Raw genomic sequence first — 25,215 nt, forward strand, 5'->3', positions numbered from 1 at the left:
GGCGTGGGCTGGGCGTGGGCGCCTGGTCGAGGTAGACGTGGGCGCCCGGTCGAAAAGGCGCGGGCCAGGCGTGGATGCCTGGTCGAGGAGGGCGTGAAGTGAGGTGTGGGCGCCTGGTCGAGGACGGTGTGGGGCCGGGGGGATGCCTGGTCAAAAAGGGGTTGGGGGACAGGGGCCGGCCCGGCGAGCGCGGCTGGGAGCCGCGGGATCGGCCGGGCCGGGGGAAGGGAACCTTGTGGGTCAGCCGGGGAGGCGGGGGCCCGCCTCGCGCTGTGACGCCAGCCACTGCTCGACCTCGGTGGAGGAGCGGGGCAGGCCGGCTGACAGGTTGCGGCAGCCGTCGGCGGTGACCAGGACGTCGTCCTCGATGCGGACGCCGACGCCGCGCAGTTCCTCGGGGACCAGTTCGTCCTCGGGCTGGAAGTACAGGCCGGGCTCGACGGTGAGCACGTAGCCCTCCTGGAGCGGGCCCTCCCGGTACGCCTCGTTGCGCGCCGCCGAGCAGTCGTGCACGTCGATGCCGAGCATGTGACCGAAACCGTGCAGGGTCCAGCGGCGGTAGACGGTGGAGTCGTCGGCCATCGCCTGGTCCACGCTCACCGGCAGCAGGCCCAGGTCGTGCAGGCCCTCGGCGAGCACCCGCATGCACACCTTGTGGATGTCCTTGAAGACCACGCCGGGCTTGATCGCGTCCAGGCCGGCCTGCTGCGACGCGTGCACGATGTCGTAGACCTGGCGCTGCAGCGGGGTGAACGTGCCGTTGACCGGGACGGTGCGGGTGATGTCGGCGGTGTAGAGGTTGTCGCCCTCCACGCCCATGTCCATCAGCAGCAGCTCGCCGGGCTTGGTGACGCCGGTGTTGCGCACCCAGTGCAGGATCGTCGCGTGCGGGCCGGCGCCGACGATCGAGCTGTAGCCGACGTCGTTGCCGTCGTGCCGGGCGCGCAGGCCGAAGACGCCCTCCAGCAGGCGCTCCTTGACGCTCCGGTCGGCCGGCAGGATGCGGGCGACGTCCTCGAAGCCGAACACGGTGGCGTCGATCGCCTGCTGCAGCTGGGCGATCTCCCACTCGTCCTTCACCAGCTTGAGCTCGGAGATCACCCGGGCCAGCTCGCGGTCACGCAGGCGGGAGCGGTCCGGCTCGAAGGCCAGGACGGCGCGGTCCACGGCGGCGTCGAACCCGCGCAGCACCCGGGCCCGGCCCGGCGCGGTGCCGGCCAGCGCCATGCCCAGCTCGCCCAGCGAGGCGGTGGACAGGCCCAGCTCCGCCGACTTCTCAGCCAGGGTGTGGGTGCGGCCCACCCACAGCTCGCCGTTGCGGTCCCGGAAGAAGCGGTCGGTGTCCTTCGAGTTGCGCTGCCGGGTGTAGAGCACCGCGTCGTGGCCGGAACCGCTCGGGTGCAGGATCAGCACGCTGTCCGGGTCGCGGTCACCGGTCAGGTAGAAGAAGTCGCTGCCGGGGCGGAACGCGTAGTCGGTGTCGTTGGCACGCACCTTCTCGTTGCCGCTCGGGATGATCAGCGTCTCCCCGGGGAACGCCTCGGAGAGGGCGGCCCGGCGCTTCGCGTAGTTCGGCACCTCGGGCAGCGGCGTCACGGCGAGAGGGTCCTCGCGCCAGCCCTGGCGCATGAAGCTCAGGAACGCCTCGGGGAAGTCGGGGTCGTGCGACTCCGTCTTGGCCGCGGGTTGAGTGGCCATCTTGGGGTGCCTCCGTTCTCGGTACCCCGACGTTACCGCCTGACCAGTAGTCCCCGGTAAGGCCGGGCACCGCACCCGGCCTTTGATCCGCGTCACCCCGGGCTGCGGGAAGCGCCACCCCGGGCCGCGGGAAGCGCCGCGGGAAGCGTCACCCCGAACGTCACGGGAAGCGTCACCCCAGGCCGCGAGGAGCGCCGCCATAGGAGCCGGGAGAAGCGGTCAGGCAGGCGAGCCGGGCCCCCGCGGTACCGGCGACACCGGGACCGGTGTGGGTGTGCTCGGCGTGCAACACCAGCGACCACGGCGGCCGCGCCGGATCGAAATCCCACTCCTGGGTGCTGACCGCCCGCCCGGCACCGTCCGCGCCGGCGACGAGATCCAGCCAGACCTCGTTGCGCGGGTTCGCGTAGGCCGGATCCACCGACGGCTTCCCCGGCCCCGCGGCCGGGTCGAGCCGGTGCTGATAGTGCGGCCCGGCATCGGCGGGATCACCGCCACAGCGCCCGGTGTGCAGGTGGGCACCGTAGTGCCGGCCGGGCTGGAGTCCGGTGGCGAGCAGCTCCACCCGTACCCCATCAGTGTGATCGGCGACGGTGACCTGAGCCCGTGCGCCGGCCGGGACCGCCGCATGGTCGTAGATCCGGAAGGCGCCGTCGAAGGCCGGGCCGGGAGCGGGCGCCGCAGCGGTGAGGAGCAGCGGAGCCGCGAGGGCCAAGATTCTTGCTCTCATCCTCGAATTATTACAAATACACCCATATAGGCATGATGATCGGCGCTGGACGGCCCACACGTGCCTCCGCCGCCGCCGGGTGAGAGGGTGAAGCCGTGGGCTACGCGATGGTGATGGGTGAGGCGCTGATCGACCTGCTCGAAGCTGACCTCGACGGCGGGCAGAGCTACCGGCAGGCGATCGGCGGGGCGCCACTCAACGTCGCCGTCGGCGTCGCGCGGCTCGGCGGCGACGCCCGCTACGCGGGCACCCTGAGCAAGGACGTCCTCGGCGAACGGATGGCGGCCTTCCTCCGGGACAGCGGCGTCGATTCCTCGGGTGTACGCCGGGTCGAGGTCCCCACCACACTCGCCGTCACCACGTTCGAGGGTGCCGAGCCGACGTTCACGTTCTACGGCGAACCACCGTCGTACGCTCTGCTCACCCCGGCCGACCTGGACCGGGGTGCGGTGGCCGGCGCCGCGGTGCTCTACACCGGGTCGATCTGCCTGCTCCGCGAACCGTTCGTGGACGCCGCGCGGGCCGCCTGGGCGGTGGACGGGCCGCTGCGCGTGTTCGACCCCAACGTGCGGCCCACGCTGCTGCCGGACACCGCCGCGGTGGACGCCCTGCGGGTGCTGGTGGAGGGCTTCTTCGCCACCGCCGACCTGGTCAAACTCAGCCTCGCCGACGTCGCCGTGCTGTACGGCTCACCCGATCCGGAGTCCGCCGCCGCCCACATCCTCGGACTCGGCGCGCGGGCCGTCGTCGTCACCCTCGGTGCGGCCGGCGCCCACGTGGCCACCCCGGCCGGGAGCGCCACCCTGCCCGCGCCGGTGGTCGACGCGGTCGACGCCACCGGCGCCGGGGACTCGGTGATGGCCGCGCTGATCAGCCGGCTCCTGGCCGGCGGCCGCCCGGCCGGCCTGGACGCCTGGTCGGAGGCGGTGCGGTTCGCGCTGTCGGTGGCCGGCCTGGTCTGTGAGCGCCAGGGCGGCGCGACCGCCATGCCGACACCGGCCGACCTGGCGGCCCGCTGGGGTTAGCCGCCGCCGCACGACAGAAGGCCGAGGCCAGTCCGGGTGCCGCTGTGTGGCGCGAATCGAGCCACACAGCGGCACCCGGACTGGGAGCCGCTAGTCGCCGAGGGCTTCGGCGATGAAACGCTGCCGGTCCAGCAGCACCCGCTCCACCNCCCGCCCCCCCCGGACTGGGAGCCGCTAGTCGCCGAGGGCTTCGGCGATGAAACGCTGCCGGTCCAGCAGCACCCGCTCCACCCGGACCTCGGCGACCAGGGTGTCCCCGTCGTGCACCGCGACCTCGAAGAACAGCGTGCGCCCATCCACCTTGGTGAGCGTCGCCCGCGCGGCCACCCGGCGGCCGACCGGGGTGGGCGCGCGATGCTCGACCTCGGCCCGGGTGCCGACCGTGGTGATGCCGCCGGGGATCTGGCGGGCGGTGGTGGCGACCGTCGCCGCCTCGGCCAGGGCCAGGACCCGGGGCGTGGCGAGCACCGGCACGTCACCGGACCCCAGGGACTGCGCGGTGTCGGCGTCGGTGACCGTCAACTCGACCCGGGCACCGATCCCGGGTGCGAACTCCGGAAGCTCCATCACCAGATCCTATGTCCGTTCGGGCCGCTGCCAGAACGTCTGATCCGCGGGTTCCGCGGCGGGCCTCTCGAAGGCGCGCCCGACAGCGACGGCACCGCGGGCGTGGCGGGAGCGCAGGGCCAGCTCACCGGCGATCGCGTACGCCTCGGTCAGGTCCCGGTCGCGGGCCTCACCGGCCCGTCCACCGGCGGTGTCGGCGTAGACGGTGGCCAGCCCGAGGCGGCGCTGCAGGGGGCCCTGCACGATGCGGACGCTCTGGATCCGGGCGTACGGCACCAGGGTCATCTCCCGGGTGATCCGCCCGGCCCGGCTGACGAACACCTCGGGGGCCAGGCCGGCGCCGTAGAACCGCAGCCCGAACGGATGCAGCCACCAGGTGCGGGCCGGCGGCGGCGAGGTGGCCAGGACGGTCAGGTCGACGCCGGGCAGGGCGGCCTCGACGAGGGCGCGGGCGGCGGCCGGGTCGCCGACCGGCATCAGGCTGTCCGAGCCGTTGTCCTCGCCGCTCTGCGGGGCGAGTCCGGCCACGTCGACGTTCAGGTGCAGCCAGCGTTTGGCCCGCCACAACAACGGCCAGGTGATCCGGACGGCCTGCACCCGGTGCGGGGGCACCACCTGGCTACGGGTCTCGGTGAGGCCGTACTGCAGGACCAGGCGTTCGTCGCGGACCAGCCGGAAGTTCCAGTCGCGCAGCACCCGCCGGATCGGCTGGAGCAGGACGCCGGCCATCGCGGTGACCGTGCTGGCGATGCCGATGAACGTCCACGACCCCTCCATCGCGAACTGGGTGATCACCCAGGCCACGCCGAGCGGCAGCAGGAAGGCTTGCGGGGTGAGCAGCTGGCTGACCAGCAGGTCCTGGTTGCGCACCTGATAGAGCGGCGGCGGAGCGGCGGCGGGCGGAGAGTCGGGGTCAACGTCAACGGCGGCCGATCGGGTACGCCCGGAGAGAGCGAGCAATCGCTCCCGCAGCGCCGACGCGTTCTGCACCGTCAGGTAGGCCAGCGGCGCCTCGGACTTGCTGCCGCCGACCACTTCGAGGCGGAGTTCGGCCAGCCCGGTGAGCTGGGCGAGCAGGGGCCGGCGCAGTTCCACGGCCTGCAGCCGGTCGAGCGGGATGGCCCGGTTGCGCCGCCACAGCAGGCCCTCGGTGATCCGCAGTTCCCGGCCGACGACGTGGTAGCCGGTGAACCACCAGCCGATCGCGGAGACCACCACCACGGCCACCGCCAGCCCGGCCACCAGCAGCGCGAAGTCGGTCAGGCCGACCGAGCCGAGGGTCTGCCAGGAGAGCGCCGCGATGATCACCGCGATGCTCTTGGCGCCTTTCAGGAGCGGGCTGAGCGGGTGCAGGCGCTGCCGGGGCTCTTCGACGTGGTCGGTCACAGGCCCTCGGCCCGGTCCTCGCCGAGGGCGGTCAGCCGGTCGCGCAGGCGGGACGCCTCGTCCGGCGGCAGCCCGGGGACCTTCGCGTTGCTGGCCGCGGCGGCGGTGTGCAGCTGGACGGTGGCCAGCCCGAACGCGCGTTCCAGCGGCCCGGCGGTGACATCGACGAACTGCATCCGGGCGTACGGCACGATGGACAGGTGCCGGACCAGCAGACCGTGCCGGACCAGCAGGTCGTTGTCGCGTTCGGCGTAACCCCAGGCGCGCACCGCGCGGACCGCGACGACCGACCGCCAGACGCCGAGGACCAGCACCCCGGCCATCGCCCAGTACCAGGCCGGATGCCCGGCGAACAGGGAGCCGGTGACGGCGCCGGCCAGCAGCACCACGGTCCAGGTGGCGATCCCGATGAGGTGGACGGCGATCAGCCGGCCGGAGACCGGCCGCCAGTCGACGGTTCCGGGCCAGGGTTCGAGGGCATCGACGGCGGTACGCGCGGACGGGTCGCTCACATCTAGCAGCCTACGAGGCGGTGGCGCTTCCGGACGAGGCGAAGGGCACCACCTCACGGAGGAAGCCGCGCGCGTCGAGGAACGCGGAGAGGGTGGGCCGGTGCTCGTCGCAGGCCAGCCAGGTCTTCCGGCGCTCCGGACTGTGGATCTTCGGATTGTTCCAGTGCAGACGCCAGACGGCGGCGGCCCGGCAGCCCTTGGCCGAACACTGGGGCGCGAGATCGGGATCCTCAACCACACCGCAACCTTACGGAATGGGAGTTTGAGCGCCGGGCGGCCACGGGGGAAGCCGCCCGGCGACGAGGCAAATGCTACACGCTTCACACACGTGCGTATGCACCCGGTGACCCGCCCGATCCGGCGGATCGCGTAGAAAGATCAACACATCCGGCCGATGGTGTCCCGGGCTGCGCGGACATCCGGATCCGGCGATGATGTCGGCCGGACTCCCTATGCTGCCGGGCAGGGTTCTTAGGATCCTCTCAGCCGTGTGTTGTCGTATGTCGTGTAAGTCTTGAGCGTCGGCTCGCCGAGAGCCGGCCCATCCAGACCCGTTGTGGAGGACCGGTGTCGCAGCCGAGCACGCCCGAGACCGATACCAGCGCCGACGCCGGAGCCCCGGTGCCACCGGCGCAGGACGCGTCACAGCTCGAGCGCGCCATGTTCGAGGTGAAACGGGTGATCGTCGGCCAGGACCGGATGGTCGAGCGGATGTTCGTGGCCCTCCTCGCCCGTGGCCACTGCCTGCTGGAGGGGGTGCCCGGTGTGGCCAAGACCCTCGCGGTGGAGACCCTGGCCAAGGTGGTCGGCGGCTCGTTCTCCCGGGTGCAGTTCACCCCCGACCTGGTGCCGGCCGACATCGTGGGCACCCGGATCTACCGGCAGTCCAGTGAGAAGTTCGACGTCGAGCTGGGCCCGGTGTTCGTCAACTTCCTGCTCGCCGACGAGATCAACCGGGCGCCGGCCAAGGTGCAGTCGGCGCTGCTGGAGGTGATGGCCGAGCACCAGGTGTCGATCGGCGGCCGGACCCATCAGGTGCCCGACCCGTTCCTGGTGATGGCCACCCAGAACCCGATCGAGCAGGAGGGTGTCTACCCGCTGCCCGAGGCGCAGCGCGACCGGTTCCTGATGAAGATCCTGGTCGGCTACCCGACCGACTCCGAGGAACGCGAGATCGTCTACCGGATGGGGGTGAGCGCGCCCGAGCCGAAACAGGTCTTCACCCCGGACGACCTGCTCGCCCTGCAGCGCCGCGCGGACCAGGTGTTCGTGCACAACGCCCTGATCGACTACACCGTCCGCCTGGTCCTGGCCACCCGCGCCCCGGCCCAGCACGGCATGCCGGACGTCGCCCAGCTGATCCAGTACGGCGCCAGCCCCCGCGCCTCGCTCGGCATCGTCCGGGCCACCCGGGCGCTGGCCCTGCTCCGCGGCCGGGACTACGCGCTGCCGCAGGACGTGCAGGACATCGCACCGGACATCCTGCGCCACCGGCTGGTGCTCAGCTACGACGCGCTGGCCGACGACATCCCGGCCGACCACATCGTGGCCCGGATCATGCAGATGGTCCCGCCGCCCCAGGTGTCGTCCCGGCAGAACGGCGCCAACGGCCAGGCCCCGCAGCCCGGTCCCCACCCCGGACCGCAGGCGGGCCCGATGCCGCCGCAGGGCCCGCCGATGCCGCCCGGCCCGCTGACCCCGATCGCGACCGGCCACCCGCAGCCCGCGCAGTATGTGGCCGGCCCGGCCGGCGCGCAGCCGGTCAGCGGTGTCCCGGCGGGTGGCTTCGACAACCGGCCGCCGCAGCCGAACGGCAACTGGCCCGGCCAGTCATGACCGCGCCGGGCACGCAGATGCCGGTCGCCCCGGCGGAGGCGGCCCGGGCCGAAGCCGTCATCAGCCGGCTGCAGCTGCTGGTCACCCGCAAACTGGACGGGCTGCTGCAGGGCGACTACGTGGGCCTGCTGCCCGGTCCGGGCAGCGAGGCCGGCGAGTCCCGGGAGTACCGGCCCGGCGACGACGTGCGGCGGATGGACTGGCCGGTCACCGCCCGGACCACCACCCCGCACGTCCGGCGGACGGTGGCCGACCGCGAACTGGAGACGTGGCTGGCCGTGGACCTGTCGGCCAGTCTCGACTTCGGCACCGCCCAATGGCTGAAACGGGACCTGGTGATCGCCGCCGCCACCGCGATGGCACACCTGACCGTGCGCGGTGGCAACCGGATCGGGGCCGTGGTGGGCACCGGCTCCGGCGTACCGGCCGAGGAACCCCGGCAGTGGTGGCGCCGTAAGCCGGCGGCGCCGCCCGGGCCACCGCTGACCTCGCCGGTGATCCGCCTGCCCGCCCGGCCCGGCCGCAAGGAGGCGCAGGGCCTGCTGCGCGCCATCGCCGGGACGACGATCCGGCCCGGCCGCACCGACCTGGGCGCGCTGATCGACATGCTGAACCGGCCGCCCCGGCGCCGTGGGGTGGCCGTGGTGATCTCCGACTTCCTGTCACCGGTGGAGGGCTGGGCCCGGCCGGTGAAGAAACTGGGCGTCCGGCACGACGTGCTGGCCATCGAGGTGGTCGACCCGCGTGAGCTGGAACTGCCCGACGTCGGCGTGCTGACCCTGGCCGACCCGGAGTCCGGAATGCTGCACGAGGTCCAGACCTCCGACCCGAAACTGCGCCAGCGGTACGCCGAGGCGGCCGGCGTGCAGCGTGCCGCGATCGCCCGGGCGCTGCGTGCGGCCGGCGCCGCCCACCTGCGGCTGCGCACCGACACCGACTGGCTGCTCGACATGGTCCGTTTCGTGGCCGCTCAGCGCCACGCCCGTACCCGAGGGACCACACGATGATCCGATTCCTGGACCCCTGGTGGCTGCTGACCCTGCTGCCGGTCCTGGCCATGGCCGGGTTCTACGTCTGGCGGCAGTTCCGCAAGCGGCAGTACGCGATGCGGTTCACCAACGTCGACCTGCTGCGCACCCTGGCGCCGAAGGGCCTGGGCTGGCGGCGGCACGCGTCAGCCGGCGCCTTCCTGCTGATGCTGGCCGCGCTCTCGGCGGCCACCGCCCGCCCCTCGGTCGACACCGAGGAACCTCTGGAACGAGCCACCGTGATGCTCGCCATCGACGTGTCGCTGTCGATGCAGGCCGAGGACGTGGAGCCGAGCCGGATCGAGGCCGCGCAGGAGGCGGCCAAGGCGTTCGTCAACGAGTTGCCGCCCACGTACAACCTGGGTCTGGTGTCCTTCGCGAAGGCGGCGAACGTGCTGGTGGCGCCGACCAAGGACCGCGCCTCGGTGGTGGCCGCGATCGACGCGCTGACCCTGGCCGAGGCGACCGCGACCGGCGAGGCGGTGTTCACCTCGCTGGACGCCATCCGGATGGTGCCGGCCGACGGCGCCGACGGTGCGCCACCGGCCCGGATCGTGCTGCTCTCCGACGGGTACCGCACGTCGGGCCGCTCGATCGAGGACGCGGCGACCGCGGCCGGGCAGGCGAACGTGCCGGTGTCGACGATCGCGTTCGGCACCGACACCGGTGTGGTCGACATCCGCGGCTCGGTGCAGCGGGTGCCGGTGGACCGGCTGTCGCTGCAGGAGCTGGCCGAGCAGACCAAGGGTTACTTCTACGAGGCCGCGTCGGTGAGTGAGCTGAAGCAGGTGTACGAGGACATGGGCAGCTCGATCGGGCACCGCACCGAACCACGTGAGGTCACTCAGTGGTACGCCGCGGCCGGCCTGCTGCTGGGGCTGGCCGGTGCCGCGATGAGCCTGCTGTGGACGTCCAGGCTGCCCTGACCGGCGGGTCAGGGCGTGTTGTGCGCGAGCACGAACAGGACGACGACCCAGGCCGAGAGCAGGGTGAAACCGAGGGGCGCGACGAAGTTCTTCATCATGAAAAACCGACTTCCGCTAGTGACTGAACCAGACAGGGGTCACTTCGCGGCCGGAACCACCGCACGCCGGATGAGCCGCCCTGAGCAGGACAGCGGCGTGCGGGTGGGGAGAGATCTGGTCAGCGGTCAGAAACGCTGACGAGCGTCCCGGCCACGACTAGGAGGATCGCTATCTCGCACAGCGATCACCTCCAGAGCTAGTCGGGCCTGAACCGTGTGGCACTGTACTCCTCAACTACAACCGAAGAGAAATCGTGCTGCCCTGAACGGGGTGTAAGTCGGCGGGACCGTCCCTCGGCCGTGTCACAGCGGGCCGATAGTCTCCCTTTTCAGAGGGCCATGGTGACCCTGTGTGATGGAAGCCTGTCGATAGGAGTGTGTTGTGTCTCGCACCGTTCTGGTGACCGGAGGAAACCGCGGCATCGGCCTGGCCATCGCCCAGACGTTCGCCAAGCAGGGTGACCGGGTGGCGATCACCCACCGGGGCTCGGCCGTGCCGGACGGCCTGTTCGGTGTGCAGTGCGACATCACCGACTCGGCCGCGATCGACGCCGCGTTCACCACCGTGGAGAAGGAGCTCGGCCCGGTCGAGGTGCTCGTCGCCAACGCCGGCATCACCGACGACACGCTGCTGCTGCGGATGTCCGACGAGCAGTTCGAGCGGGTCATCGACACCAACCTGACCGGCGCGTTCCGGGTCGCCAAGCGGGCCAGCTCGAAGATGCTGCGCGCCAAGTGGGGCCGGATCATCTTCATCTCGTCGGTGGTCGGGCTGTACGGCGGTCCCGGCCAGGTGAACTACGCGGCGAGTAAGGCCGGGCTCGTCGGCATGGCCCGTAGCATCACCCGTGAGCTGGGCACCCGCAACATCACCGCGAACGTCGTGGCGCCCGGATTCATCGAGACGGAGATGACCGCCGTCTTGCCGGACGCGCGCAAGGCCGAGATCATCAAGGCCGTCCCGGCCGGTCGCCTCGCCAGCACCGACGAGGTCGCCGCGGCGGTGACCTTCCTGGCGAGCGACAGTGCGGCGTACATCTCGGGCGCCGTGCTCCCCGTCGACGGGGGCCTCGGCATGGGGCACTGAAGTTTTCCGAGACTTTTTCAGGAGAGAAGCAAAAGTGTCTGGACTGCTGGCCGGTAAACGGCTGCTCGTCACCGGCGTCATCACCGACGCCTCGATCGCCTTCTCGGTGGCGAAGCTGGCCCAGGAGGCCGGCGCCACCGTGGTGCTCACCGGCTTCGGCCGGCTCTCGCTGGTGGAGCGCATCGCCAAGCGCCTGCCCCAGCCCGCGCCGGTCATCGAGCTGGACGTCACCAACCAGGAGCACCTGGACAGCCTGGCCTCCCGGGTGCGCGAGCACGTCGACGGACTGGACGGCGTGGTCCACTCCATCGGCTTCGCCCCGCAGAGCGCCCTCGGCGGCACCTTCCTGGAGACGCCGTGGGAGGACGTCGCCCAGGCCGTGCACGTGTCGACGTTCTCGTACAAGTCCCTGGCCATGGCCTGTCTGCCGATGATGGATCAGGGTGGCTCCATCGTCGGGCTGACGTTCGACGCGACCAAGGCGTACCCGCTGTACGACTGGATGGGCGTCGCCAAGGCCGGCCTGGAGTCGGCGTCCCGCTACCTCGCCATGTACCTGGGCAAGCACGGCATCCGCAGCAACGTGGTCGCGGCCGGCCCGCTGCGCACCATGGCCGCCAAGTCGATCCCCGGGTTCAGCAACTTCGAGGACGCGTACGCCCAGCACGCGCCGCTCGGCTGGGACCTCAACGACCCGGAGCCGACCGCCCGCGCGGTCTGCGCCCTGCTGTCCGACTGGTTCCCGGCCACCACCGGTGAGATGGTGCACGTTGACGGGGGCTACCACTCTCGCGCTGCCTGAGGCGGTGGCAGGATGGTCGGGTGGTTTACGACGCGTTCGTCCTGCTCTCCTTCGGCGGCCCCGAGAAGCCCGATGACGTGATGCCGTTCCTGCGCAACGTGGTGCGCGGGCGCGGTGTCCCGGACGAGCGCCTCGCCGAGGTGTACGAGCACTACATGCACTTCGGCGGGGTGTCCCCGATCAACCAGCAGTGCCGTGATCTGCTCGCCGCGATCGAGACCGAGTTCGCGGCACACGACATCACGCTGCCCACCTACTGGGGCAACCGCAACTGGCATCCGATGCTCGCCGACACCGTCGCACAGATGCGCGACGACGGGATCGAGCACGCCCTCGGGTTCGCCACCAGCGCTTACGGGGGTTACTCCTCCTGCAAGCAGTACTGGGAGGACATCGCCGCCGCCCGTGAGCACGTCGGTCCCGGCGCCCCGAGGATCTCCAAGCTGCGGCAGTTCCACGATCACCCCGGCTTCGTCAATCCCAACGTGCAGGCCGTGCGGGAGGCCCTGGCCAGGCTGAAGCCCTCGGATGAGGCGACCACCCGCCTGGTCTTCACCGCCCACTCCATCCCGGTCAGCATGGCGAAGACCGCCGGCCCGGACGGTGGCCGCTACAACGCCCAGCTGGAGGAGACCGCCCGGCTGGTGCACGCGGCGGCCGCTCCCGGCCTCGCCTACGACCTGGTCTGGCAGAGCCGCTCCGGCCCGCCGCAGATCCCGTGGCTGGAACCGGACATCAACGACCACCTGGAGGCCCTCGCCGAGAAGGGCGTCACCGATGTGGTGGTCAGCCCGATCGGGTTCGTCTCCGACCACCTCGAAGTGATCTGGGACCTGGACAACGAGGCCAAGGACACCGCGGCCCGCCTCGGTCTCGGTTACGCCCGTGCCGCCAGCCCCGGCGTTCACCCCGACTTCGTCGCGATGGTCCGGGAGCTGGTCCAGGAACGCACCGATGATCGATCCAAGGCCAGGCTCGGTACGCTCCCGATCTGGGACGTGTGTCAACCCGACTGCTGTCCCACCCCCGTGCGACGAGGAGCCCCCCGATGAAGGAGCGCAAGGCGATCGAGAGCTGGCTCACCGACATGGACGGCGTGCTCGTCCACGAGGGTGAGCCGGTGCCGGGCGCCCCCGAGTTCGTGAACCGGATGAGGGAGTCCGGCAAGCCGTTCCTGATCCTCACCAACAACTCCATCTACACCCCGCGTGACCTGCAGGCCCGCCTGCACCGGATGGGCTTCGACGTGGACGAGCAGTCGATCTGGACGGCCGCCCTCGCCACCGCCCAGTTCCTCGCCGACCAGCGGCCCGGCGGGACGGCGTACGTCATCGGTGAGGCCGGCCTGACCACCGCCATGCACGCGGCCGGCTACATCCTCACCGAGTTCGACCCGGATTACGTGGTGCTCGGCGAGACCCGTACCTACAGCTTCGAGGCGATCACCAAGGCGATCCGGCTGATCAGCGGCGGCGCCCGGTTCATCTGCACCAACCCGGACGCCACCGGCCCGTCCAACGAGGGCCTGCTCCCGGCCGCCGGCTCGGTCGCCGCGATGATCTCCAAGGCCACCGGGGTCAAGCCGTACTTCGTCGGCAAGCCCAACCCGATGATGATGCGGTCCGCGCTCAACGCCATCGGCGCGCACAGCGAGACCACCGCGATGATCGGCGACCGGATGGACACCGACGTGCTGTGCGGCCTGGAGGCCGGGCTGGAGACGATCCTGGTGCTCACCGGGATCAGCAGCCGGCTGGAGAGCGAGACCTACCCGTACCGCCCGTCCCGCATCATCAACTCGGTGGCCGACCTGATCGACGAGATCTGACCGTGCCCTGGGAGGACTCCTACCTCGGGCGGCTGCGGGCGATCACCGGCCCCGAGCCGGTGCTCATGACGGTCGGGGCCCGCGCCGTCCTGCGCGACGACGACGGCCGGGTCCTGCTGATCCAGCGCAACGACAACGGGCGGTGGGCACTGCCGGCCGGGACCATGGAGCTGGGGCAGACCCTGCGGGACTGCGCCATCCGCGAGGTGTACGAGGAGACCGGGCTGACCGCGCACACCGTCACCCCGTTCGCCCTGAGCTCGGGAGAGGCCCTGACCACCAACGTGTTCGGCGCCACCTATCAGCACGTGTCGCTCGCCGTCCGGGTCGACACGTGGTCCGGCGACCTGATCCGGGTCACCGACGAGACTCTGGACGCGGCGTTCTGCGCGCCGAGCGATCTTCCGGCCGATCTGTCCGGCTCGGTCCGGCCCACCCTGGAGCAGCTGGCCCGCTTCGAGGCCGGCGCTCCGTTCGCGCTCGCATGACGGCGCCCGTGGTGGTGGTCGCGGCGGCCTGGGTGCACGTCCGCGACCGCCGGGTGCTGACCGTCCGGGCGCACGGCTCGGACGCGTTCTACCTGCCCGGCGGCAAACCCGAGCCGGGCGAGACCGACGCCGAGGCGGCCGCCCGTGAGGCCGCCGAGGAGGTCGGCGTCCACGTCGATCCGGCCGGGCTGAGCCACCTGGTCACCATCGACGCCCCGGCCCACAACCGCCCACCCGGCACCCGGGTCCGCCTGGTCTGCTTCACCGGCCCGTCCCACGGCGAGCCGGCCCCAGCGGCCGAGATTGTCGAGATCGCCTGGTTCACCACCGCCGACCGTCCTCGCTGTGCCCCCGCCATCCGGATTCTCCTGGGTGAATTGGCGAACGCCGATCTGATCGACTGACCCCTCCGGATCAGCCTGCCGGTGGTGCGACCGGCTCACTAGAGGCCGTGCGATTGGACTAGTAGGGGGCGTGTTTTTGGTAGAGTGGACTGGTGGTCGAGTATCGGCGCCGCATCCTGGACAGCGCACTGGATGAACTCCAGCCGCATCTGCGTGCCCTTTCGATTCACGGGCCGAAGGGGGTGGGGAAGACCGCGACGGCGATGCAGCGAGCCGTGTCGGTGGTCGATCTGAGTCTCCCCGCTCAACGCGAGATACTCGCCGCTGACCCCGCCGTCCTGTCTCATCTGCCCGGGCCCGTGCTCGTGGATGAGTGGCAGCGGCTGCCGGAAGTCTGGGACCAGGTCCGGCGCGCGGTCGACTCGGGGTCCCCGCCCGGGCATTTCATCATCGCCGGGAGTTCGGCTCCGCGTGGCGCGGGGGTCCATTCGGGTGCGGGCCGGATCGTCCCGATGCGGATGCGTCCGCTCAGCATCGCGGAGCGGGACATCGAGACCCCGACCGTGAGCCTGGCTGCGCTGCTGGCCGGCAACCGCGACGTCGGCGGTAGCACCGGACTGCGGCTGACCGGTTACGTCGAGGAGATCACCGCATCCGGGTTTCCCGCCATCCGGGGACTGCCACCCCGCGTTCGCCGTGCCGAACTGGACGCCTATCTGGACAACATCGTCGAGCGAGAGTTCCCGGAACAGGGGTACCCGGTTCGCCGTCCGGCCGTGTTGCGCGCGTGGCTCGCCGCCTACGCCGCCGCGACATCGACGACGGCGGCCTACTCGAAGATTCTCGACGCCGCCACTGCCGGGCCGGCCAACAAGCCGGCTAAAGCAACCACGCTCGCCTATCGTGATGCCCTGTCCGCACTGTGGCTGCTCGACGATCTTCCGGCATGGATTCCCGGCCACAACCACCTCGATCGGCTCGGCCAGTCCTCCCGGCACCTCCTGGCCGACCCGGCGCTGGCCGCTCGCCTGCTGGGTCTCGACGCCGCCGCGTTGCTCCGTGCCGAACAGGGCAACACCAATCTCTCCGAAGGCACGATCCTGGGCGCGCTGTTCGAGCATCTCGTGGCACTCAGCGTCCACACCTATGCCGAAGCGGCCGAGGCCCGTGTCAGTCACCTCCGGACCCGGAACAACGCGCACGAAGTGGATCTGATCGTCCAGCACGCCGACGGGAGGGTGCTGGCCATCGAAGTCAAGCTGGCCGACCGTGTCGAAGACGCCGACGCCAGGCATCTGCATTGGCTTCGCGACCGAATCGGAGCGGAACTGATCGACGCCGTCGTCGTCTACGCGGGCGAGCACGCCTACCGCCGTCGCGACGGTGTCGCCGTCGTCCCACTGGCGTTGCTCGGCCCCTGACGGCCCCCGGTAATCGTCGTAGCGGATCGCTGGTCGCCGTCGAATGACAGCCCGCTGAGGACCGGGAGCCGGTTGGTCACCAGATCCGGAAGCGCTCGTCGGTGCCGAGCAGAAAGGCGAAGCGGGAGGCTCCCGCGTTGTCGAGCGCCTCCCGGCTGGAGTCCGCGGCCTTCTCCTCCGTCAGCCTGTCGCGGTGCTGCCAGTACATGACCTGGGAGAGGTATCTCCGTCGCACCAGGTCGGAACGGCGATCGGCGATCAGGCAGAGGAACTCGTCGACATGTTGCACCTCGATGCCGGCGCCAACCTGGTCGAGGCAGTGTTGGAAGTCCGCGATGTCACCGTCACACGTTACGAGGATGTCGACGCCACCGGCGTGGGCGGCGGCCAGGACGTGGTGATCGTCGGGGTCCCGGGGACGGGGAACATCAGCAGGGTTCCATCGGTGACTTTGGCTTCCGGGAAGTTGCTGTCCCACTGGTCGCGCCATCGTTCGATCTGCTGTTCGGGCGCTTCCGGATACCTGCGTCGCAGGTGATAGAAGGCCTCGGTTGATAGAAGGCCTCGGTCAATACGGCCTCGCTCCATCGTAGCTCGAAGGTTGTGTATCGGCTGTCGAGCGCGAGCATCACCAGCCAGTCCCGCAGACACCGGGAGAAGAGGACGTTGGCGCCAGGAAGACAGTGAGTGGTACGGGCAGCACATGCTCAGGTTATCGACGGCGATGATTCGAGTCGAATGCGGAAATCATTCGTATATGCCTAGATCGTCCTGTTCGGCCATCAACGCCTCGTAGGCGGCCCGCTGTTGGGTGAGGCGGTGGCGCCGGTAGGTCAGAAGGTCCTGCAGAGCGACCCGGCGGTGTGTGCCCACCTTGTGGAACGGGATGTCGCCCCGGTCCAGCAGGTTCGTCAGCGTGGGGCGGGAGACGCCGAGCACCCGGGCGGCCTCGCTGGTGGTGAGTTCCCGGGCGACCTCGCTGACGACCACGCCGTCGCCCCGGCTCAGGATGGCGCCGGCCTGCCTCAGGAGATCGACGATCAGGTCGGGGACCGCGGCTTCTCCGGCGTTGTCGGTGACCAGGCGGATCGACCCGCTGTCCGCTCGGGCGAGCAGGCTCAGCAGGGTGGTCAGTGAGGCGTGCTCGGGGCTGTCTGCACGGCTCGCCATCGCGGAGAGCTGAAGTGTCGTCGTCGTGCCCACGGTCCCCCCTGGATGTGCTGGTCGTGCACCCAGGTTCGACCACATCCGCAATATGTGCAAGCCGCTTCCGGATATATCACTGGTGAGTGGTGAACCAGCGGGTGGCGATCGTGGTGTGGATGCTGAAGCCGAGTTCGGTGGGGCCGTACAGGACCTCGCGGGCCAGCGTCTCCGCGTCGTCGGGTGGGGGCGGGGGCAGGGCCGCCGTGCTCGGCAGGGGCGGGAGCAGGCCGAAGACCAGGATGGTGCCGTCGGGGGCGCTGACCGTGTCGAAGAGACGGACGGCCGCCGGGTCGGCCTTCACACCGGTCTCCTCGGACAGTTCGCGGACCGCGGCCTCCTGCCACGTCTCGCCGACGTCGATGAAACCGCCGGGCAGGGCCAGCCGGCCGCGGGCCGGGGCGATGCCGCGGCGGACGGCGAGCAGGCCGGCGCCGACCGGCTGGACCGCGACGGCCACCGGGCTCGGGTTGAGGTAGCTGGTCTCCCCGCAGGCGCCGCAGCGGCGTGGCCACGGCTGGCCGAGGGTGAACCGCGCCCCGCAGAACGTGCAGTGCGCATACCGGTCGGGGGTGCTCACGGACGCAGCGGGGCGTTGCAGGCGGCGACCAGGGCCTGGCGGCAGGCGGCGGTGAGCGGGCGCAGCGCCTCGTCACGCTGCTGGGCCTCGTAGCCGTTGACGGCGCCGCCCGGCGCGTTCGTCCCGGCCAGGGTGAGCACCTGGTCGAGCACGCTGGCGCGGGCGAACAGGCGGCGCGAGCGCGGGTCGAAGCCGGGTGGCAGCGTCTCGGTGCTCTCCGGGCGGCGCAGCGCCTGCAGGGCGCCGGCCAGCTCGGGTTTCCACTGGGCCACGTCGAGCCGGGTGAGCCGGGTGGTGGCCTCGCCGAGCGCGGCGGTCAGCTGTGCCTCGGCCTCGGCGGCGCCCATCTGGAAGACCTGCCGGTGCTCGGGGGCGGCCATCACCCGCCACAGCACGGTGGTGAACTCCACACCGGAGCCGGATGTGTGCCGTCGGACCTCGGGCACCACCCCGAAGCCGGGCGTCATCACCGCCTCGCCGGCCAGCAGCGCCGCCCCGGTCAGCTCGCCGGGGCCGGGCAGGCCGCGCGGGTCGCCGGGGGCGGGCAGCACCAGGCGGATGTCGTCGGGATGCAGCTTCGCGAAGATCGGCAGGCCCTGGCCGAGCGGCACGTCGGTCCAGGTGCCGGGGGCGTCGGCGACGAGGTGCTCCTCGTCCGCGGCGATCTCGTCGGCCAGCTCGTCGAACGGGACGAGCCCGGCGCGCCAGGCGCGCACCCAGGCCACGAACCGGGTCGATCGGCGTGCGGTGCGGGTGGCCGCATCGGCTGCGGGTGACATGCGAGCAAGGGTACGTGCCGGTGAGGAGAGTTGTCTCGGCCCGGAGCGTCACCGAGGGTGTGTCCGTGATCGCGCATACAGTGCGGGACATGTATGGGGAGGATGTGCTTGCCGGCGGGAAGCCGCGCCGCAAGATGACGCCGGAGGTCGACGCCGAGCCGGATCTGGTCGTCGAGGACGTGGATTCCGGGTTCTGCGGGGCGGTGGTCGGCTTCGAGCTGGGCGCGGTGGTGCTGGAGGACCGGTTCGGGAAGCGGCGCAACTTCCCGCTGGAGCCGGCCGCGTTCCTGCTGGACGGCCGGCCGGTCACGTTGCGGCGGCCGGCCCGCGGCCCGGGGCCGGCGCAGCGGCGGATGACCGCGTCCGGCTCGATCGCCGTGGACAACGTGAAAGCCCGGGTGGCGAAGGCCAGCCGGATCTGGGTGGAGGGTGTGCACGACGCCGCCCTGGTCGAGCGGATCTGGGGTGACGACCTGCGGATCGAGGGCATCGTGGTGGAGCCGCTGCACGGTGTCGACGACCTGGCCGGGGCGGTCGCCGAGTTCGGCCCGTCACGGACCCGGCGTCTCGGGGTGCTCGTCGACCATCTGGTCGCCGGGTCCAAGGAGAGCCGGATCGTGGCCGCCGTCAGGGATCCGAACGTGCTGGTCACCGGTCATCCCTACGTGGACGTCTGGCAGGCGGTGAAGCCGGAGCGGGTGGGTCTGCGGGCCTGGCCGGTGATCCCGCCGGGCCGCCCGTGGAAGGAGGGCGTCTGCGAGGTGGTGGGCATCCGCGAGCCGGCCGACATGTGGCGGCGGATCCTGGCCTCGGTCGGTTCCTACAAGGACGTCGAGACGCCGCTGATCAACTCGATGGAGCGGCTGATCGACTTCGTCACGGTCCTGGACGACTGAGGACCCGCCCGATCCGGGCCGCGGCCTCGGCCAGGCGGTCCGGCGGGTGGGCGGCGTACCCGATCACCAGTCCGGGCGGCCCCGGGCGGCGGCGGTGCCAGGACAGCGGCTGCACCAGCACCCCGGCACCGGCCGTAATCCCCAGAACGTCATCTGGTCCAGGGCGCCCCGGGAGCCGGGATCCTCCACTCCGGCCCGGTCGGTGCCGTCCCGGCCCAGGACGTGCGCGAGCAGTGCGAGCCCTTGCGCGACGCCCGCGGTGATGACGACGTCGTCGGCGGCACACCGCACCCCACGGGTACGGCTGAGCCAGCCCACCAGGGCGGACCGTAGTCGTGGGGTCCCGCCCGGGTCCCCGTACCGCAGGTCGGCGGCGGTCACCCGGTCGAGCACCGCGCGTTCGGCCCGCAGCCAGGCGGCCCGGGGGAACGCCGACAGGTCGGGCACGCCGGGGGACAGGTCGATGTCGACGCCGTCCGGGGTGGAGAGCGGTAGCCGCAGCTCGGCCAGGGTGCTCCGGCGGTCCACGGCCGGCCGGTCCGGTGGCCGTGGACCGGGCCCGGCGGCGATCACCGTGCCGGAGCGGGTGCGCGCGCCGGTCGACCCCTCGTCGGCCAGCCGCTGGTAGGCCTGCACCACCACGCCCCGGGACACCCCCAGCGCCGCTCTTCACCGTCCAGGCCCTGCGGTACGCCGTGGCCTGCCTGTTGCTGCTCGGCTGGGCCCGGTGGGCGCGGATCCCGCTGCGGATGCCCCGGGGCGCCGATCCGCTCTGGCTGGCCGGGGTCACCGGCACCGGGCTGGTGCTCTTCAACGTGGCGCTGGTCCGCGGTTCCGAGCACGCCGAGCCGGCCGTCATCGGGGTCGCGGTGGCCGGCGTGCCGATCGTGCTGGCGGTGGCCGGGCCACTGCTGGAGGGCCGACGCCCGGCGGCCCGGATCCTGGCCGCGGCGGCGGTGGTGACCCTCGGGGCGGTGCTGGTGCAGGGCCTCGGGCGCACCGACGCGGCCGGGGTGTTCTGGGCCGCCGTCACGTTCGGCTGTGAGGCGGCGTTCACCCTGCTCGCGGTGCCGGTGCCGGTGCTGGGCCGGCACGGGCCGCTCGGGGTGTCGGTGCACACCACCGCGCTGGGTGCGGTGATGTTCGGGATCCTCGGGGTCGCGGTGGAGGGGCCGTCCGCGGTCACCCGGCTGACCACCGGGGATCTGCTGGCCGGGGCGTACCTGGCGGTGCTGGTGACGGCGGTGGCGTTCCTGCTCTGGTACTCGTGTGTGGCCGGGATCGGCGCCGGGCGGGCCGGGCTGCTCACCGGCGTCGCGCCGATCGCGGCGGCGGTCACCGGGGTGGCTCTGGGCGGTCCGGTGCCGGCGCCGGTGGTGTGGATCGGGGTGCTGACCGTGGGCGCGGGGCTGGCGATCGGGATCGGGGACCGGGAGCGCCGGCCGGGACCACCGGATCCGGCCCGGCGGCCGCGTGTCGGTCCGGCGCCGGGAGCACCTCGCGCGGACGACACGGGAGTGGTGGTGCGGTTGAGGGAGGGGTAGGCGTACCCCCGCATGATTTCTTGTCACTCGGAAGTCGCAAATATCACCATTTCATGCCACAGCGGGCGTCGTTCCGGAAGTCGATCTCCTTCTCATGCTTCGATTTCCGATTGTGACAAACAACCACTTAGTGGGCGATACCGGCGGAAAAACCGCTAAAAAGGTCGCCTTGATCAGCGCGGGTGCGGTGGTGGTGGCGGCGCTGGTTCCGGTCGTTCTCCCGCGCCTGCTGGACGCCGCGGCGCGGCCGACGGTGCCCCGCGAGCTGAGCATCCGGATCGCGGAGTCCGACGACATCCCGTTCCGGAAGGTCACCGCGGTGATCCCGGGCGCCCGCCCGGAAGCCGGCGAATACGTGCGCCTCGGCATCCGCAACGCCCTCAGCAGCATCTACGAGTTCTACCCCTGCACGGTGGACGCCGACGGCACGGCGACCTGCCGCAACCTGGTCTTCGGCCGGGACGCCACCGAGACCGGGGTGTGGGAGGTCGCGGCCGTCATCGTCGACGACAACGGCCGCGAGAAGATCAACGAGAACGGCGCCAAAGGCCGTGACGATCTGTCCGGCTGGTTCCGGGAGAGCCTGCGCGGATTCGGGTCGGTGACCGTCTCCCGGGGCTGATGGTGACCGTCTCCCGGGGCTGATCAGGCCAGATGCGCGGGATCGCGGCTGTAGACGAACGTGGCGATGTCCAGGCGCTCCGCCACCCCTTCGGCGGACCGTTCGATGCGCAGCGTCTCGCCCTCGTTGGGGCCGGTGACGCCGAGCCAGCGGTCCGGCGCCTCACGGACGAACCGGGTCTGGTGGTTCGGGCCGGTCATCAGCAGGGCGTCACCGTCGGCGGTGATCGAGTACTCCCGGCCCATCCACCACCAGCGCCCACAGATCTCGGCGGCCTCACCGTGCGGCGCGGCCGGCGGGCGCCACGGCTCGACCGCGGCCGGCTCGCCGTCCAGGACCGCGGTGAGCGCCTCCAGACCGACCCGCTTGATGCTGGTGCCGGTCAGGCCGTACGCGTTCGCGAACACGATCACCCCGGTCCGGCTGGCCCGGTGCACGGCCAGATGGGCGACGTAGCCGGGCATCGAGCCGCCGTGGCCGACATAGACCCGCTCGCCCACCCGGAACAGCTGCGGACCCAGCGCGTGCCCCTCGGTCCAGGACTCCAGATCGGCGATCACCACCGGCGCGCACATCTCGTCCACGGTCTGGCGGGACAGCACGGCCGGCGCCGGATCGGCGAGGAACCCGGCCCACTTGGCCATGTCGGTGACTGTCGACCAGAGCTGCCCGGCCGGGGCCATCGCGCCGGTGTCCGGGCGGGGCTCCTCGTGCAGGTCCCCGGTCAGCGAGTGCACCACGAAACCGCGGGCGTACGGCTCCACCGGCGCGTACGTGGTCCGCTTCATGCCCAGCGGGTCGAGCACCCGCTTGCCGGCCAGCTCCGCCCAGCCCAGGCCGGTGACCCGCGCCAGCACCGCGCCGAGCAGGCCGTAGCCCAGGTTCGAGTAGCGGAACCGGCGGTACGGCGGCCCGGACAGCTTCTCGTGGGTGAGCCCGGCCAGCAGCGCGGCGGTGTCCCCACCGGCGTTGCGCTCCCACCACGGTCCGTCCGGCTCCCGGGTCAGCCCGGACACGTGCCCGAGCAGCTGGCGCAGCGTCACCCCGCCGACCGGGGTGCCCGGCAGATGCCGGTGGAGCAGGTCGTCGAGGCTGAAGAAGCCCTCGTCACGCAACTGCATGACCAGCGTCGCGGTGATCGTCTTGGTGATCGAGCCGAGCCGGTACTGGGTCTTCGGGTCGGGCCGGGGCTGCTCGCCGGCGCCCGCGCAGTGCAGCACCGCCCGGTCCCGGACGACGGCCAGGGCGAGCGACGGCACCCGGCCGGCGGCCTGGGCCCGGGCGGCGATCCCGTCGATCCGTCGGACGGTCTCCGGAAGCAGCGACACGGTTCTCCTCTTCTCAAACTCGACTCATGGGTCTAACTGTTTCAAGACGATTCGGCTACGCGTGCCCGGGCGCTCGCCGAGCGTGCGCGGGCGTGGAACGATCGGTGATGTGGAAGCCGTTCTCTGGATCGTCCTCGCCGTCGCGCTGGCCGTCGGTGAGGCCTTCACCGCGACCATTCTGATCATCTTCTTCGCGGCCGGTGCACTGGCCGCGGCGGGTGCGGCCGCGCTCGGGTTCGGGTTGATCGCCCAGGTGCTGGTGTTCGCGGTCGTCTCCGGTCTGTCGGTCGCGGCACTGCGCCCGATCATCCTGAAGCACTCCCGGCCGGCGATCGAGACGGGGGACACGCCGTTCGGCGTCGAGGCGATCGAGGGTTCGCGCGGCACCGTGGTCGACACGGTGGACGGCGACCACGGCATGATCAAGATCGACGGGGAGTTGTGGCAGGCCCGGTCGTTCGACAGCAACGAGACCTTCGCACCGGGCGAGCACGTCCGCGTCGTCAAACTGCGCGGCGTGACGGTCCTGGTCTGGCACGACGATTCGCCCCACCTCTAGGAGTGGCCTCATGGAAGCGATAGTTCTGATTCTGGGCATCGTCATCGCCGTCTTCGCGGTGACCACCCTGGTCAAATCCGTCCGGATCGTCCCGCAGCAGCGGATGGACGTGATCGAGCGGCTCGGCAAGTACAAGCGGACCCTCTCCCCGGGCCTGAACCTGCTGGTGCCGTTCGTCGACGCGGTGCGCACCAAGGTCGACATGCGTGAGCAGGTCGTCTCGTTCCCGCCGCAGCCGGTGATCACCTCGGACAACCTGGTCGTCTCGATCGACACGGTGCTCTACTTCAAGGTCGTCGACCCGGTGCGCGCGACGTACGAGATCTCCCACTTCCTCCAGGCCATCGAGCAGCTCACCGTCACCACGCTGCGCAACGTGATCGGCTCGCTCGACCTGGAGCGCGCCCTGACCAGCCGCGAGGAGATCAACAAGCACCTGTCCAGCGTGCTCGACGAGACCACCGGCCGATGGGGCATCAAGGTCACCCGGGTCGAGATCAAGGCGATCGAGCCGCCGCCCAGCATCCGCGACTCGATGGAGAAGCAGATGCGCGCCGAGCGGGAGCGCCGGGCCACCATCCTGAACGCCGAGGGTCACAAGCAGGCCGCGATCCTCACCGCCGAGGGTGAGAAGCAGGCCGCCGTGCTGCGCGCCGACGGTGACCGGCAGTCCCGGATCCTGCAGGCCGAGGGCCAGGCCAAGGCGATCCGCACCGTCTTCGACGCCATCCACCAGGCCAACCCGTCGCAGAAGGTGCTGGCCTACCAGTACCTCCAGTCCCTCCCGCAGATCGCCAACGGCACCGCCAACAAGATGTGGATCGTGCCGACCGAGCTGACCAAGGCCCTGGAGGGTCTGGGCGGCGCGCTCGGCGGTCTGGCCGGCATGGCCGGCGACCAGCCGCTGAAGGGTGTCGACTCGGGTGCCGTCGAGCGGGAGGCGGCGGCCGCCGCCGAGGCCGCCGCGGCCGAGGCGCAGAAGGTGAACGCCGAGGTGCGCCAGGCCGAGGCCGACGTCAACCCGGGCAACCCGGAGCTGCCCGCCCCGGACCCGATCCCGGCGACCTTCGACGACACCGCGGACCGGACGGAGCGCATCGAGAAGCGCTGAGTTTGTGGGATCGGCCACACTGTGGCGGGGCTTTTGGCATGCTCGCAGCCAGGCCCAGTGTGGGCCGGATTCCGACCGGTGCCCCCGGCCGCTCGGCTTGTTGCCCCTGCTAGTGAGGCGGAGCCATGAGCATCAGCCATCGTCAGACGGCGTCCGGGCGGCCCCTGCGGGTCGCCCCCGCCTGGGTCGGCGCACCGACCCGGGCGGAGCCGGACGGACACTTCCTGCCGGTCCGCGACGCCGTCTGGATCTGGTCGGTCCGGAGGTACGCCCGGCTCGCCCTGTGGGCCCTGCCCGCCGCGGCCGTGCTCTACGGCTGGTTCACCCTCGGGGTGGACAGCCCGCCCGGCCCGCTGGTGATCGGCCTGCTCGCCGCCTGGCTGGCCACCATCGCCCTGATCGCGCTGGCCGGGCTGCTCGCCGGCTCCCGCACCCGGCGGTGCGCGCTGGCCGGGCTGCTGATCACCCTGGCCGGCGCGACCATGCTCGTGCCGCTCGCCGCGTGGCCGGAGGCGGCGCTGGTGGAGACCACCCCGCTGGCCGCCGGGCACGTGCCCGACCTGCTCACCGCCGCCGCCGTCATCTCCGGGACCGGGCTGCTGCTGATCGGCTGGGCGGTGTTCCGGTCCAAGCTGGTCAACCCGGCCGACGGGGTGCTGCTGATGCTCGCCGCGATCGCGATGGGCGGGTACACCGTCATCGCCCAGCCGGTCCCCACCGTCGGCGCCCTGCTGCTGCTGGCCGCCGGGATGGGCCTGGCCTGGACCGGCGGCCGCCTGGTCCCCCGGAGTTAGAGACCGTGTGGTGGCGGGGGGGG

At 71.5% G+C, this 25,215-nt stretch carries 30 protein-coding genes; 18 read left to right on the top strand and 12 right to left on the bottom strand.

Going from position 1 to position 25,215, the window contains the following annotated elements:
- Window positions 1–240 precede the first annotated feature (240 nt).
- On the bottom strand, window positions 241–1,698 hold the full coding sequence (locus ACQ0O7_RS43385; RefSeq protein WP_430791768.1) for an aminopeptidase P family protein: 1,458 nt from the start codon (window positions 1,696–1,698) through the stop codon (window positions 241–243).
- 172 nt (window positions 1,699–1,870) lie between these two features.
- Window positions 1,871–2,428, bottom strand: a complete 558-nt coding sequence (locus tag ACQ0O7_RS43390) for a superoxide dismutase (protein ID WP_430791769.1) — start codon at window positions 2,426–2,428, stop codon at window positions 1,871–1,873.
- A 95-nt stretch (window positions 2,429–2,523) separates the two neighbouring features.
- Here ACQ0O7_RS43390 and ACQ0O7_RS43395 point away from each other — a divergent pair, with 95 nt between their 5' ends.
- Window positions 2,524–3,453, top strand: coding sequence for a carbohydrate kinase family protein (locus ACQ0O7_RS43395; protein ID WP_430791770.1), 930 nt, complete (start codon window positions 2,524–2,526; stop codon window positions 3,451–3,453).
- A gap of 174 nt (window positions 3,454–3,627) precedes the next feature.
- Here ACQ0O7_RS43395 and ACQ0O7_RS43400 read toward each other — a convergent pair whose 3' ends face one another.
- Genes ACQ0O7_RS43400 through ACQ0O7_RS43415 form a run of 4 tightly spaced genes read right to left on the bottom strand, consistent with a single transcriptional unit; the run spans window position 3,628 to window position 6,156 of the window.
- The gene (locus tag ACQ0O7_RS43400; protein ID WP_430791771.1) at window positions 3,628–4,020 is read right to left on the bottom strand and encodes a thioesterase family protein; all 393 of its coding nucleotides are present in this window, start codon (window positions 4,018–4,020) and stop codon (window positions 3,628–3,630) included.
- Between the two features lie 9 nt (window positions 4,021–4,029).
- Window positions 4,030–5,406, bottom strand: coding sequence for a PH domain-containing protein (locus tag ACQ0O7_RS43405; RefSeq protein ID WP_430791772.1), 1,377 nt, complete (start codon window positions 5,404–5,406; stop codon window positions 4,030–4,032).
- On the bottom strand, window positions 5,403–5,975 hold the full coding sequence (locus tag ACQ0O7_RS43410; RefSeq protein ID WP_430791773.1) for a PH domain-containing protein: 573 nt from the start codon (window positions 5,973–5,975) through the stop codon (window positions 5,403–5,405). Before ACQ0O7_RS43410 ends, ACQ0O7_RS43405 begins: the two co-directional genes overlap by 4 nt.
- Complete coding sequence (locus tag ACQ0O7_RS43415; protein ID WP_430791774.1) at window positions 5,929–6,156, bottom strand: hypothetical protein; 228 nt, start codon at window positions 6,154–6,156, stop codon at window positions 5,929–5,931. Before ACQ0O7_RS43415 ends, ACQ0O7_RS43410 begins: the two co-directional genes overlap by 47 nt.
- Before the next feature lie 329 nt (window positions 6,157–6,485).
- Between ACQ0O7_RS43415 and ACQ0O7_RS43420 the strand changes: the two genes are divergently transcribed.
- The 10 genes from ACQ0O7_RS43420 to ACQ0O7_RS43465 all read left to right on the top strand — a co-directional run bounded on the left by ACQ0O7_RS43420 (window position 6,486) and on the right by ACQ0O7_RS43465 (window position 15,776).
- The gene (locus tag ACQ0O7_RS43420; protein ID WP_430791775.1) at window positions 6,486–7,754 is read left to right on the top strand and encodes an AAA family ATPase; all 1,269 of its coding nucleotides are present in this window, start codon (window positions 6,486–6,488) and stop codon (window positions 7,752–7,754) included.
- Entirely contained in the window at window positions 7,751–8,761 is a 1,011-nt protein-coding gene (locus ACQ0O7_RS43425) for a DUF58 domain-containing protein (protein WP_430791776.1), read from the top strand. The genes ACQ0O7_RS43420 and ACQ0O7_RS43425 overlap by 4 nt, the downstream gene beginning before the upstream one ends.
- A complete protein-coding gene (locus tag ACQ0O7_RS43430) occupies window positions 8,758–9,708 on the top strand; it encodes a VWA domain-containing protein (RefSeq protein ID WP_430791777.1) in 951 nt (316 codons plus the stop codon). The genes ACQ0O7_RS43425 and ACQ0O7_RS43430 overlap by 4 nt, the downstream gene beginning before the upstream one ends.
- A gap of 480 nt (window positions 9,709–10,188) precedes the next feature.
- Window positions 10,189–10,893 (top strand): beta-ketoacyl-ACP reductase, encoded by a 705-nt coding sequence (locus ACQ0O7_RS43435; RefSeq protein WP_430791778.1) that lies wholly within the window; start codon window positions 10,189–10,191, stop codon window positions 10,891–10,893.
- 34 nt (window positions 10,894–10,927) lie between these two features.
- Window positions 10,928–11,695 carry an enoyl-ACP reductase FabI gene (gene fabI, locus ACQ0O7_RS43440; RefSeq protein ID WP_430791779.1) on the top strand — a complete coding sequence of 256 codons (768 nt, stop codon included), beginning with the start codon at window positions 10,928–10,930 and terminating at the stop codon, window positions 11,693–11,695.
- A 20-nt stretch (window positions 11,696–11,715) separates the two neighbouring features.
- Window positions 11,716–12,747 (top strand): ferrochelatase, encoded by a 1,032-nt coding sequence (locus tag ACQ0O7_RS43445; protein ID WP_430791780.1) that lies wholly within the window; start codon window positions 11,716–11,718, stop codon window positions 12,745–12,747.
- Window positions 12,744–13,523, top strand: a complete 780-nt coding sequence (locus ACQ0O7_RS43450; RefSeq protein WP_430791781.1) for an HAD-IIA family hydrolase — start codon at window positions 12,744–12,746, stop codon at window positions 13,521–13,523. Before ACQ0O7_RS43445 ends, ACQ0O7_RS43450 begins: the two co-directional genes overlap by 4 nt.
- A complete protein-coding gene (locus ACQ0O7_RS43455; protein ID WP_430791802.1) occupies window positions 13,520–14,011 on the top strand; it encodes an NUDIX domain-containing protein in 492 nt (163 codons plus the stop codon). Before ACQ0O7_RS43450 ends, ACQ0O7_RS43455 begins: the two co-directional genes overlap by 4 nt.
- Window positions 14,008–14,415: an NUDIX hydrolase gene (locus ACQ0O7_RS43460; protein WP_430791782.1), complete on the top strand. Its 408-nt coding sequence runs from the start codon at window positions 14,008–14,010 to the stop codon at window positions 14,413–14,415. The genes ACQ0O7_RS43455 and ACQ0O7_RS43460 overlap by 4 nt, the downstream gene beginning before the upstream one ends.
- A gap of 92 nt (window positions 14,416–14,507) precedes the next feature.
- The gene (locus tag ACQ0O7_RS43465; protein ID WP_430791783.1) at window positions 14,508–15,776 is read left to right on the top strand and encodes an ATP-binding protein; all 1,269 of its coding nucleotides are present in this window, start codon (window positions 14,508–14,510) and stop codon (window positions 15,774–15,776) included.
- A gap of 76 nt (window positions 15,777–15,852) precedes the next feature.
- Here ACQ0O7_RS43465 and ACQ0O7_RS43470 read toward each other — a convergent pair whose 3' ends face one another.
- Window positions 15,853–16,065 (bottom strand): hypothetical protein, encoded by a 213-nt coding sequence (locus ACQ0O7_RS43470; RefSeq protein WP_430791784.1) that lies wholly within the window; start codon window positions 16,063–16,065, stop codon window positions 15,853–15,855.
- Between ACQ0O7_RS43470 and ACQ0O7_RS43475 the strand changes: the two genes are divergently transcribed.
- Window positions 16,057–16,314, top strand: coding sequence for a hypothetical protein (locus tag ACQ0O7_RS43475; RefSeq protein ID WP_430791785.1), 258 nt, complete (start codon window positions 16,057–16,059; stop codon window positions 16,312–16,314). The genes ACQ0O7_RS43470 and ACQ0O7_RS43475 overlap by 9 nt on opposite strands.
- 209 nt (window positions 16,315–16,523) lie before the next feature.
- On the opposite strand, the gene ACQ0O7_RS43480 is transcribed toward ACQ0O7_RS43475, so the two are convergent.
- The 3 genes from ACQ0O7_RS43480 to ACQ0O7_RS43490 form a co-directional block, all read right to left on the bottom strand.
- The gene (locus tag ACQ0O7_RS43480; RefSeq protein ID WP_430791786.1) at window positions 16,524–16,946 is read right to left on the bottom strand and encodes a helix-turn-helix domain-containing protein; all 423 of its coding nucleotides are present in this window, start codon (window positions 16,944–16,946) and stop codon (window positions 16,524–16,526) included.
- Between the two features lie 109 nt (window positions 16,947–17,055).
- Entirely contained in the window at window positions 17,056–17,559 is a 504-nt protein-coding gene (locus ACQ0O7_RS43485) for an NUDIX domain-containing protein (protein ID WP_430791787.1), read from the bottom strand.
- Window positions 17,556–18,338 carry a hypothetical protein gene (locus tag ACQ0O7_RS43490; protein WP_430791788.1) on the bottom strand — a complete coding sequence of 261 codons (783 nt, stop codon included), beginning with the start codon at window positions 18,336–18,338 and terminating at the stop codon, window positions 17,556–17,558. The genes ACQ0O7_RS43485 and ACQ0O7_RS43490 overlap by 4 nt, the downstream gene beginning before the upstream one ends.
- A gap of 89 nt (window positions 18,339–18,427) precedes the next feature.
- Here ACQ0O7_RS43490 and ACQ0O7_RS43495 point away from each other — a divergent pair, with 89 nt between their 5' ends.
- Window positions 18,428–19,234, top strand: coding sequence for a DUF3097 domain-containing protein (locus ACQ0O7_RS43495; protein WP_430791789.1), 807 nt, complete (start codon window positions 18,428–18,430; stop codon window positions 19,232–19,234).
- Window positions 19,235–19,297: 63 nt separating this feature from the next.
- Here ACQ0O7_RS43495 and ACQ0O7_RS43500 read toward each other — a convergent pair whose 3' ends face one another.
- Window positions 19,298–19,888: a hypothetical protein gene (locus tag ACQ0O7_RS43500; RefSeq protein ID WP_430791790.1), complete on the bottom strand. Its 591-nt coding sequence runs from the start codon at window positions 19,886–19,888 to the stop codon at window positions 19,298–19,300.
- Between the two features lie 41 nt (window positions 19,889–19,929).
- On the opposite strand from ACQ0O7_RS43500, the gene ACQ0O7_RS43505 reads away from it, so the two are divergent.
- Together ACQ0O7_RS43505 and ACQ0O7_RS43510 are read left to right on the top strand one after the other, a co-directional pair.
- Window positions 19,930–20,778, top strand: a complete 849-nt coding sequence (locus ACQ0O7_RS43505) for a DMT family transporter (protein ID WP_430791791.1) — start codon at window positions 19,930–19,932, stop codon at window positions 20,776–20,778.
- 169 nt (window positions 20,779–20,947) lie between these two features.
- Window positions 20,948–21,400 (top strand): hypothetical protein, encoded by a 453-nt coding sequence (locus ACQ0O7_RS43510; protein ID WP_430791792.1) that lies wholly within the window; start codon window positions 20,948–20,950, stop codon window positions 21,398–21,400.
- Window positions 21,401–21,423: 23 nt separating this feature from the next.
- Here the strand turns inward: ACQ0O7_RS43510 and ACQ0O7_RS43515 are convergent, their stop codons facing one another.
- Window positions 21,424–22,728 carry a serine hydrolase domain-containing protein gene (locus ACQ0O7_RS43515; RefSeq protein ID WP_430791793.1) on the bottom strand — a complete coding sequence of 435 codons (1,305 nt, stop codon included), beginning with the start codon at window positions 22,726–22,728 and terminating at the stop codon, window positions 21,424–21,426.
- Window positions 22,729–22,837: 109 nt separating this feature from the next.
- Here ACQ0O7_RS43515 and ACQ0O7_RS43520 point away from each other — a divergent pair, with 109 nt between their 5' ends.
- The 3 genes from ACQ0O7_RS43520 to ACQ0O7_RS43530 all read left to right on the top strand — a co-directional run bounded on the left by ACQ0O7_RS43520 (window position 22,838) and on the right by ACQ0O7_RS43530 (window position 25,192).
- Entirely contained in the window at window positions 22,838–23,287 is a 450-nt protein-coding gene (locus ACQ0O7_RS43520; RefSeq protein ID WP_430791794.1) for an NfeD family protein, read from the top strand.
- Window positions 23,288–23,297: 10 nt separating this feature from the next.
- On the top strand, window positions 23,298–24,398 hold the full coding sequence (locus ACQ0O7_RS43525; RefSeq protein ID WP_430791795.1) for an SPFH domain-containing protein: 1,101 nt from the start codon (window positions 23,298–23,300) through the stop codon (window positions 24,396–24,398).
- 125 nt (window positions 24,399–24,523) lie between these two features.
- Window positions 24,524–25,192, top strand: a complete 669-nt coding sequence (locus tag ACQ0O7_RS43530) for a hypothetical protein (protein WP_430791796.1) — start codon at window positions 24,524–24,526, stop codon at window positions 25,190–25,192.
- The last annotated feature ends 23 nt before the right edge of the window (window positions 25,193–25,215 follow it).

The organism is Actinoplanes sp. G11-F43, from assembly GCF_050589265.1.
Taxonomy (GTDB): domain Bacteria; phylum Actinomycetota; class Actinomycetes; order Mycobacteriales; family Micromonosporaceae; genus Actinoplanes.

What these genes read in the sequence shown, in the direction of transcription:
- ACQ0O7_RS43385 (WP_430791768.1), bottom strand. Translation starts at nt 1,698, where the DNA reads ATGGCCACTCAACCCGCGGCCAAGACGGAGTCGCACGACCCCGACTTC.
- ACQ0O7_RS43390 (WP_430791769.1), bottom strand. Translation starts at nt 2,428, where the DNA reads ATGAGAGCAAGAATCTTGGCCCTCGCGGCTCCGCTGCTCCTCACCGCT.
- ACQ0O7_RS43400 (WP_430791771.1), bottom strand. Translation starts at nt 4,020, where the DNA reads ATGGAGCTTCCGGAGTTCGCACCCGGGATCGGTGCCCGGGTCGAGTTG.
- ACQ0O7_RS43425 (WP_430791776.1), top strand. Translation starts at nt 7,751, where the DNA reads ATGACCGCGCCGGGCACGCAGATGCCGGTCGCCCCGGCGGAGGCGGCC.
- ACQ0O7_RS43430 (WP_430791777.1), top strand. Translation starts at nt 8,758, where the DNA reads ATGATCCGATTCCTGGACCCCTGGTGGCTGCTGACCCTGCTGCCGGTC.
- ACQ0O7_RS43450 (WP_430791781.1), top strand. Translation starts at nt 12,744, where the DNA reads ATGAAGGAGCGCAAGGCGATCGAGAGCTGGCTCACCGACATGGACGGC.
- ACQ0O7_RS43460 (WP_430791782.1), top strand. Translation starts at nt 14,008, where the DNA reads ATGACGGCGCCCGTGGTGGTGGTCGCGGCGGCCTGGGTGCACGTCCGC.
- ACQ0O7_RS43475 (WP_430791785.1), top strand. Translation starts at nt 16,057, where the DNA reads ATGTTGCACCTCGATGCCGGCGCCAACCTGGTCGAGGCAGTGTTGGAA.
- ACQ0O7_RS43480 (WP_430791786.1), bottom strand. Translation starts at nt 16,946, where the DNA reads ATGGCGAGCCGTGCAGACAGCCCCGAGCACGCCTCACTGACCACCCTG.
- ACQ0O7_RS43490 (WP_430791788.1), bottom strand. Translation starts at nt 18,338, where the DNA reads ATGTCACCCGCAGCCGATGCGGCCACCCGCACCGCACGCCGATCGACC.
- ACQ0O7_RS43495 (WP_430791789.1), top strand. Translation starts at nt 18,428, where the DNA reads ATGTATGGGGAGGATGTGCTTGCCGGCGGGAAGCCGCGCCGCAAGATG.
- ACQ0O7_RS43525 (WP_430791795.1), top strand. Translation starts at nt 23,298, where the DNA reads ATGGAAGCGATAGTTCTGATTCTGGGCATCGTCATCGCCGTCTTCGCG.
- ACQ0O7_RS43530 (WP_430791796.1), top strand. Translation starts at nt 24,524, where the DNA reads ATGAGCATCAGCCATCGTCAGACGGCGTCCGGGCGGCCCCTGCGGGTC.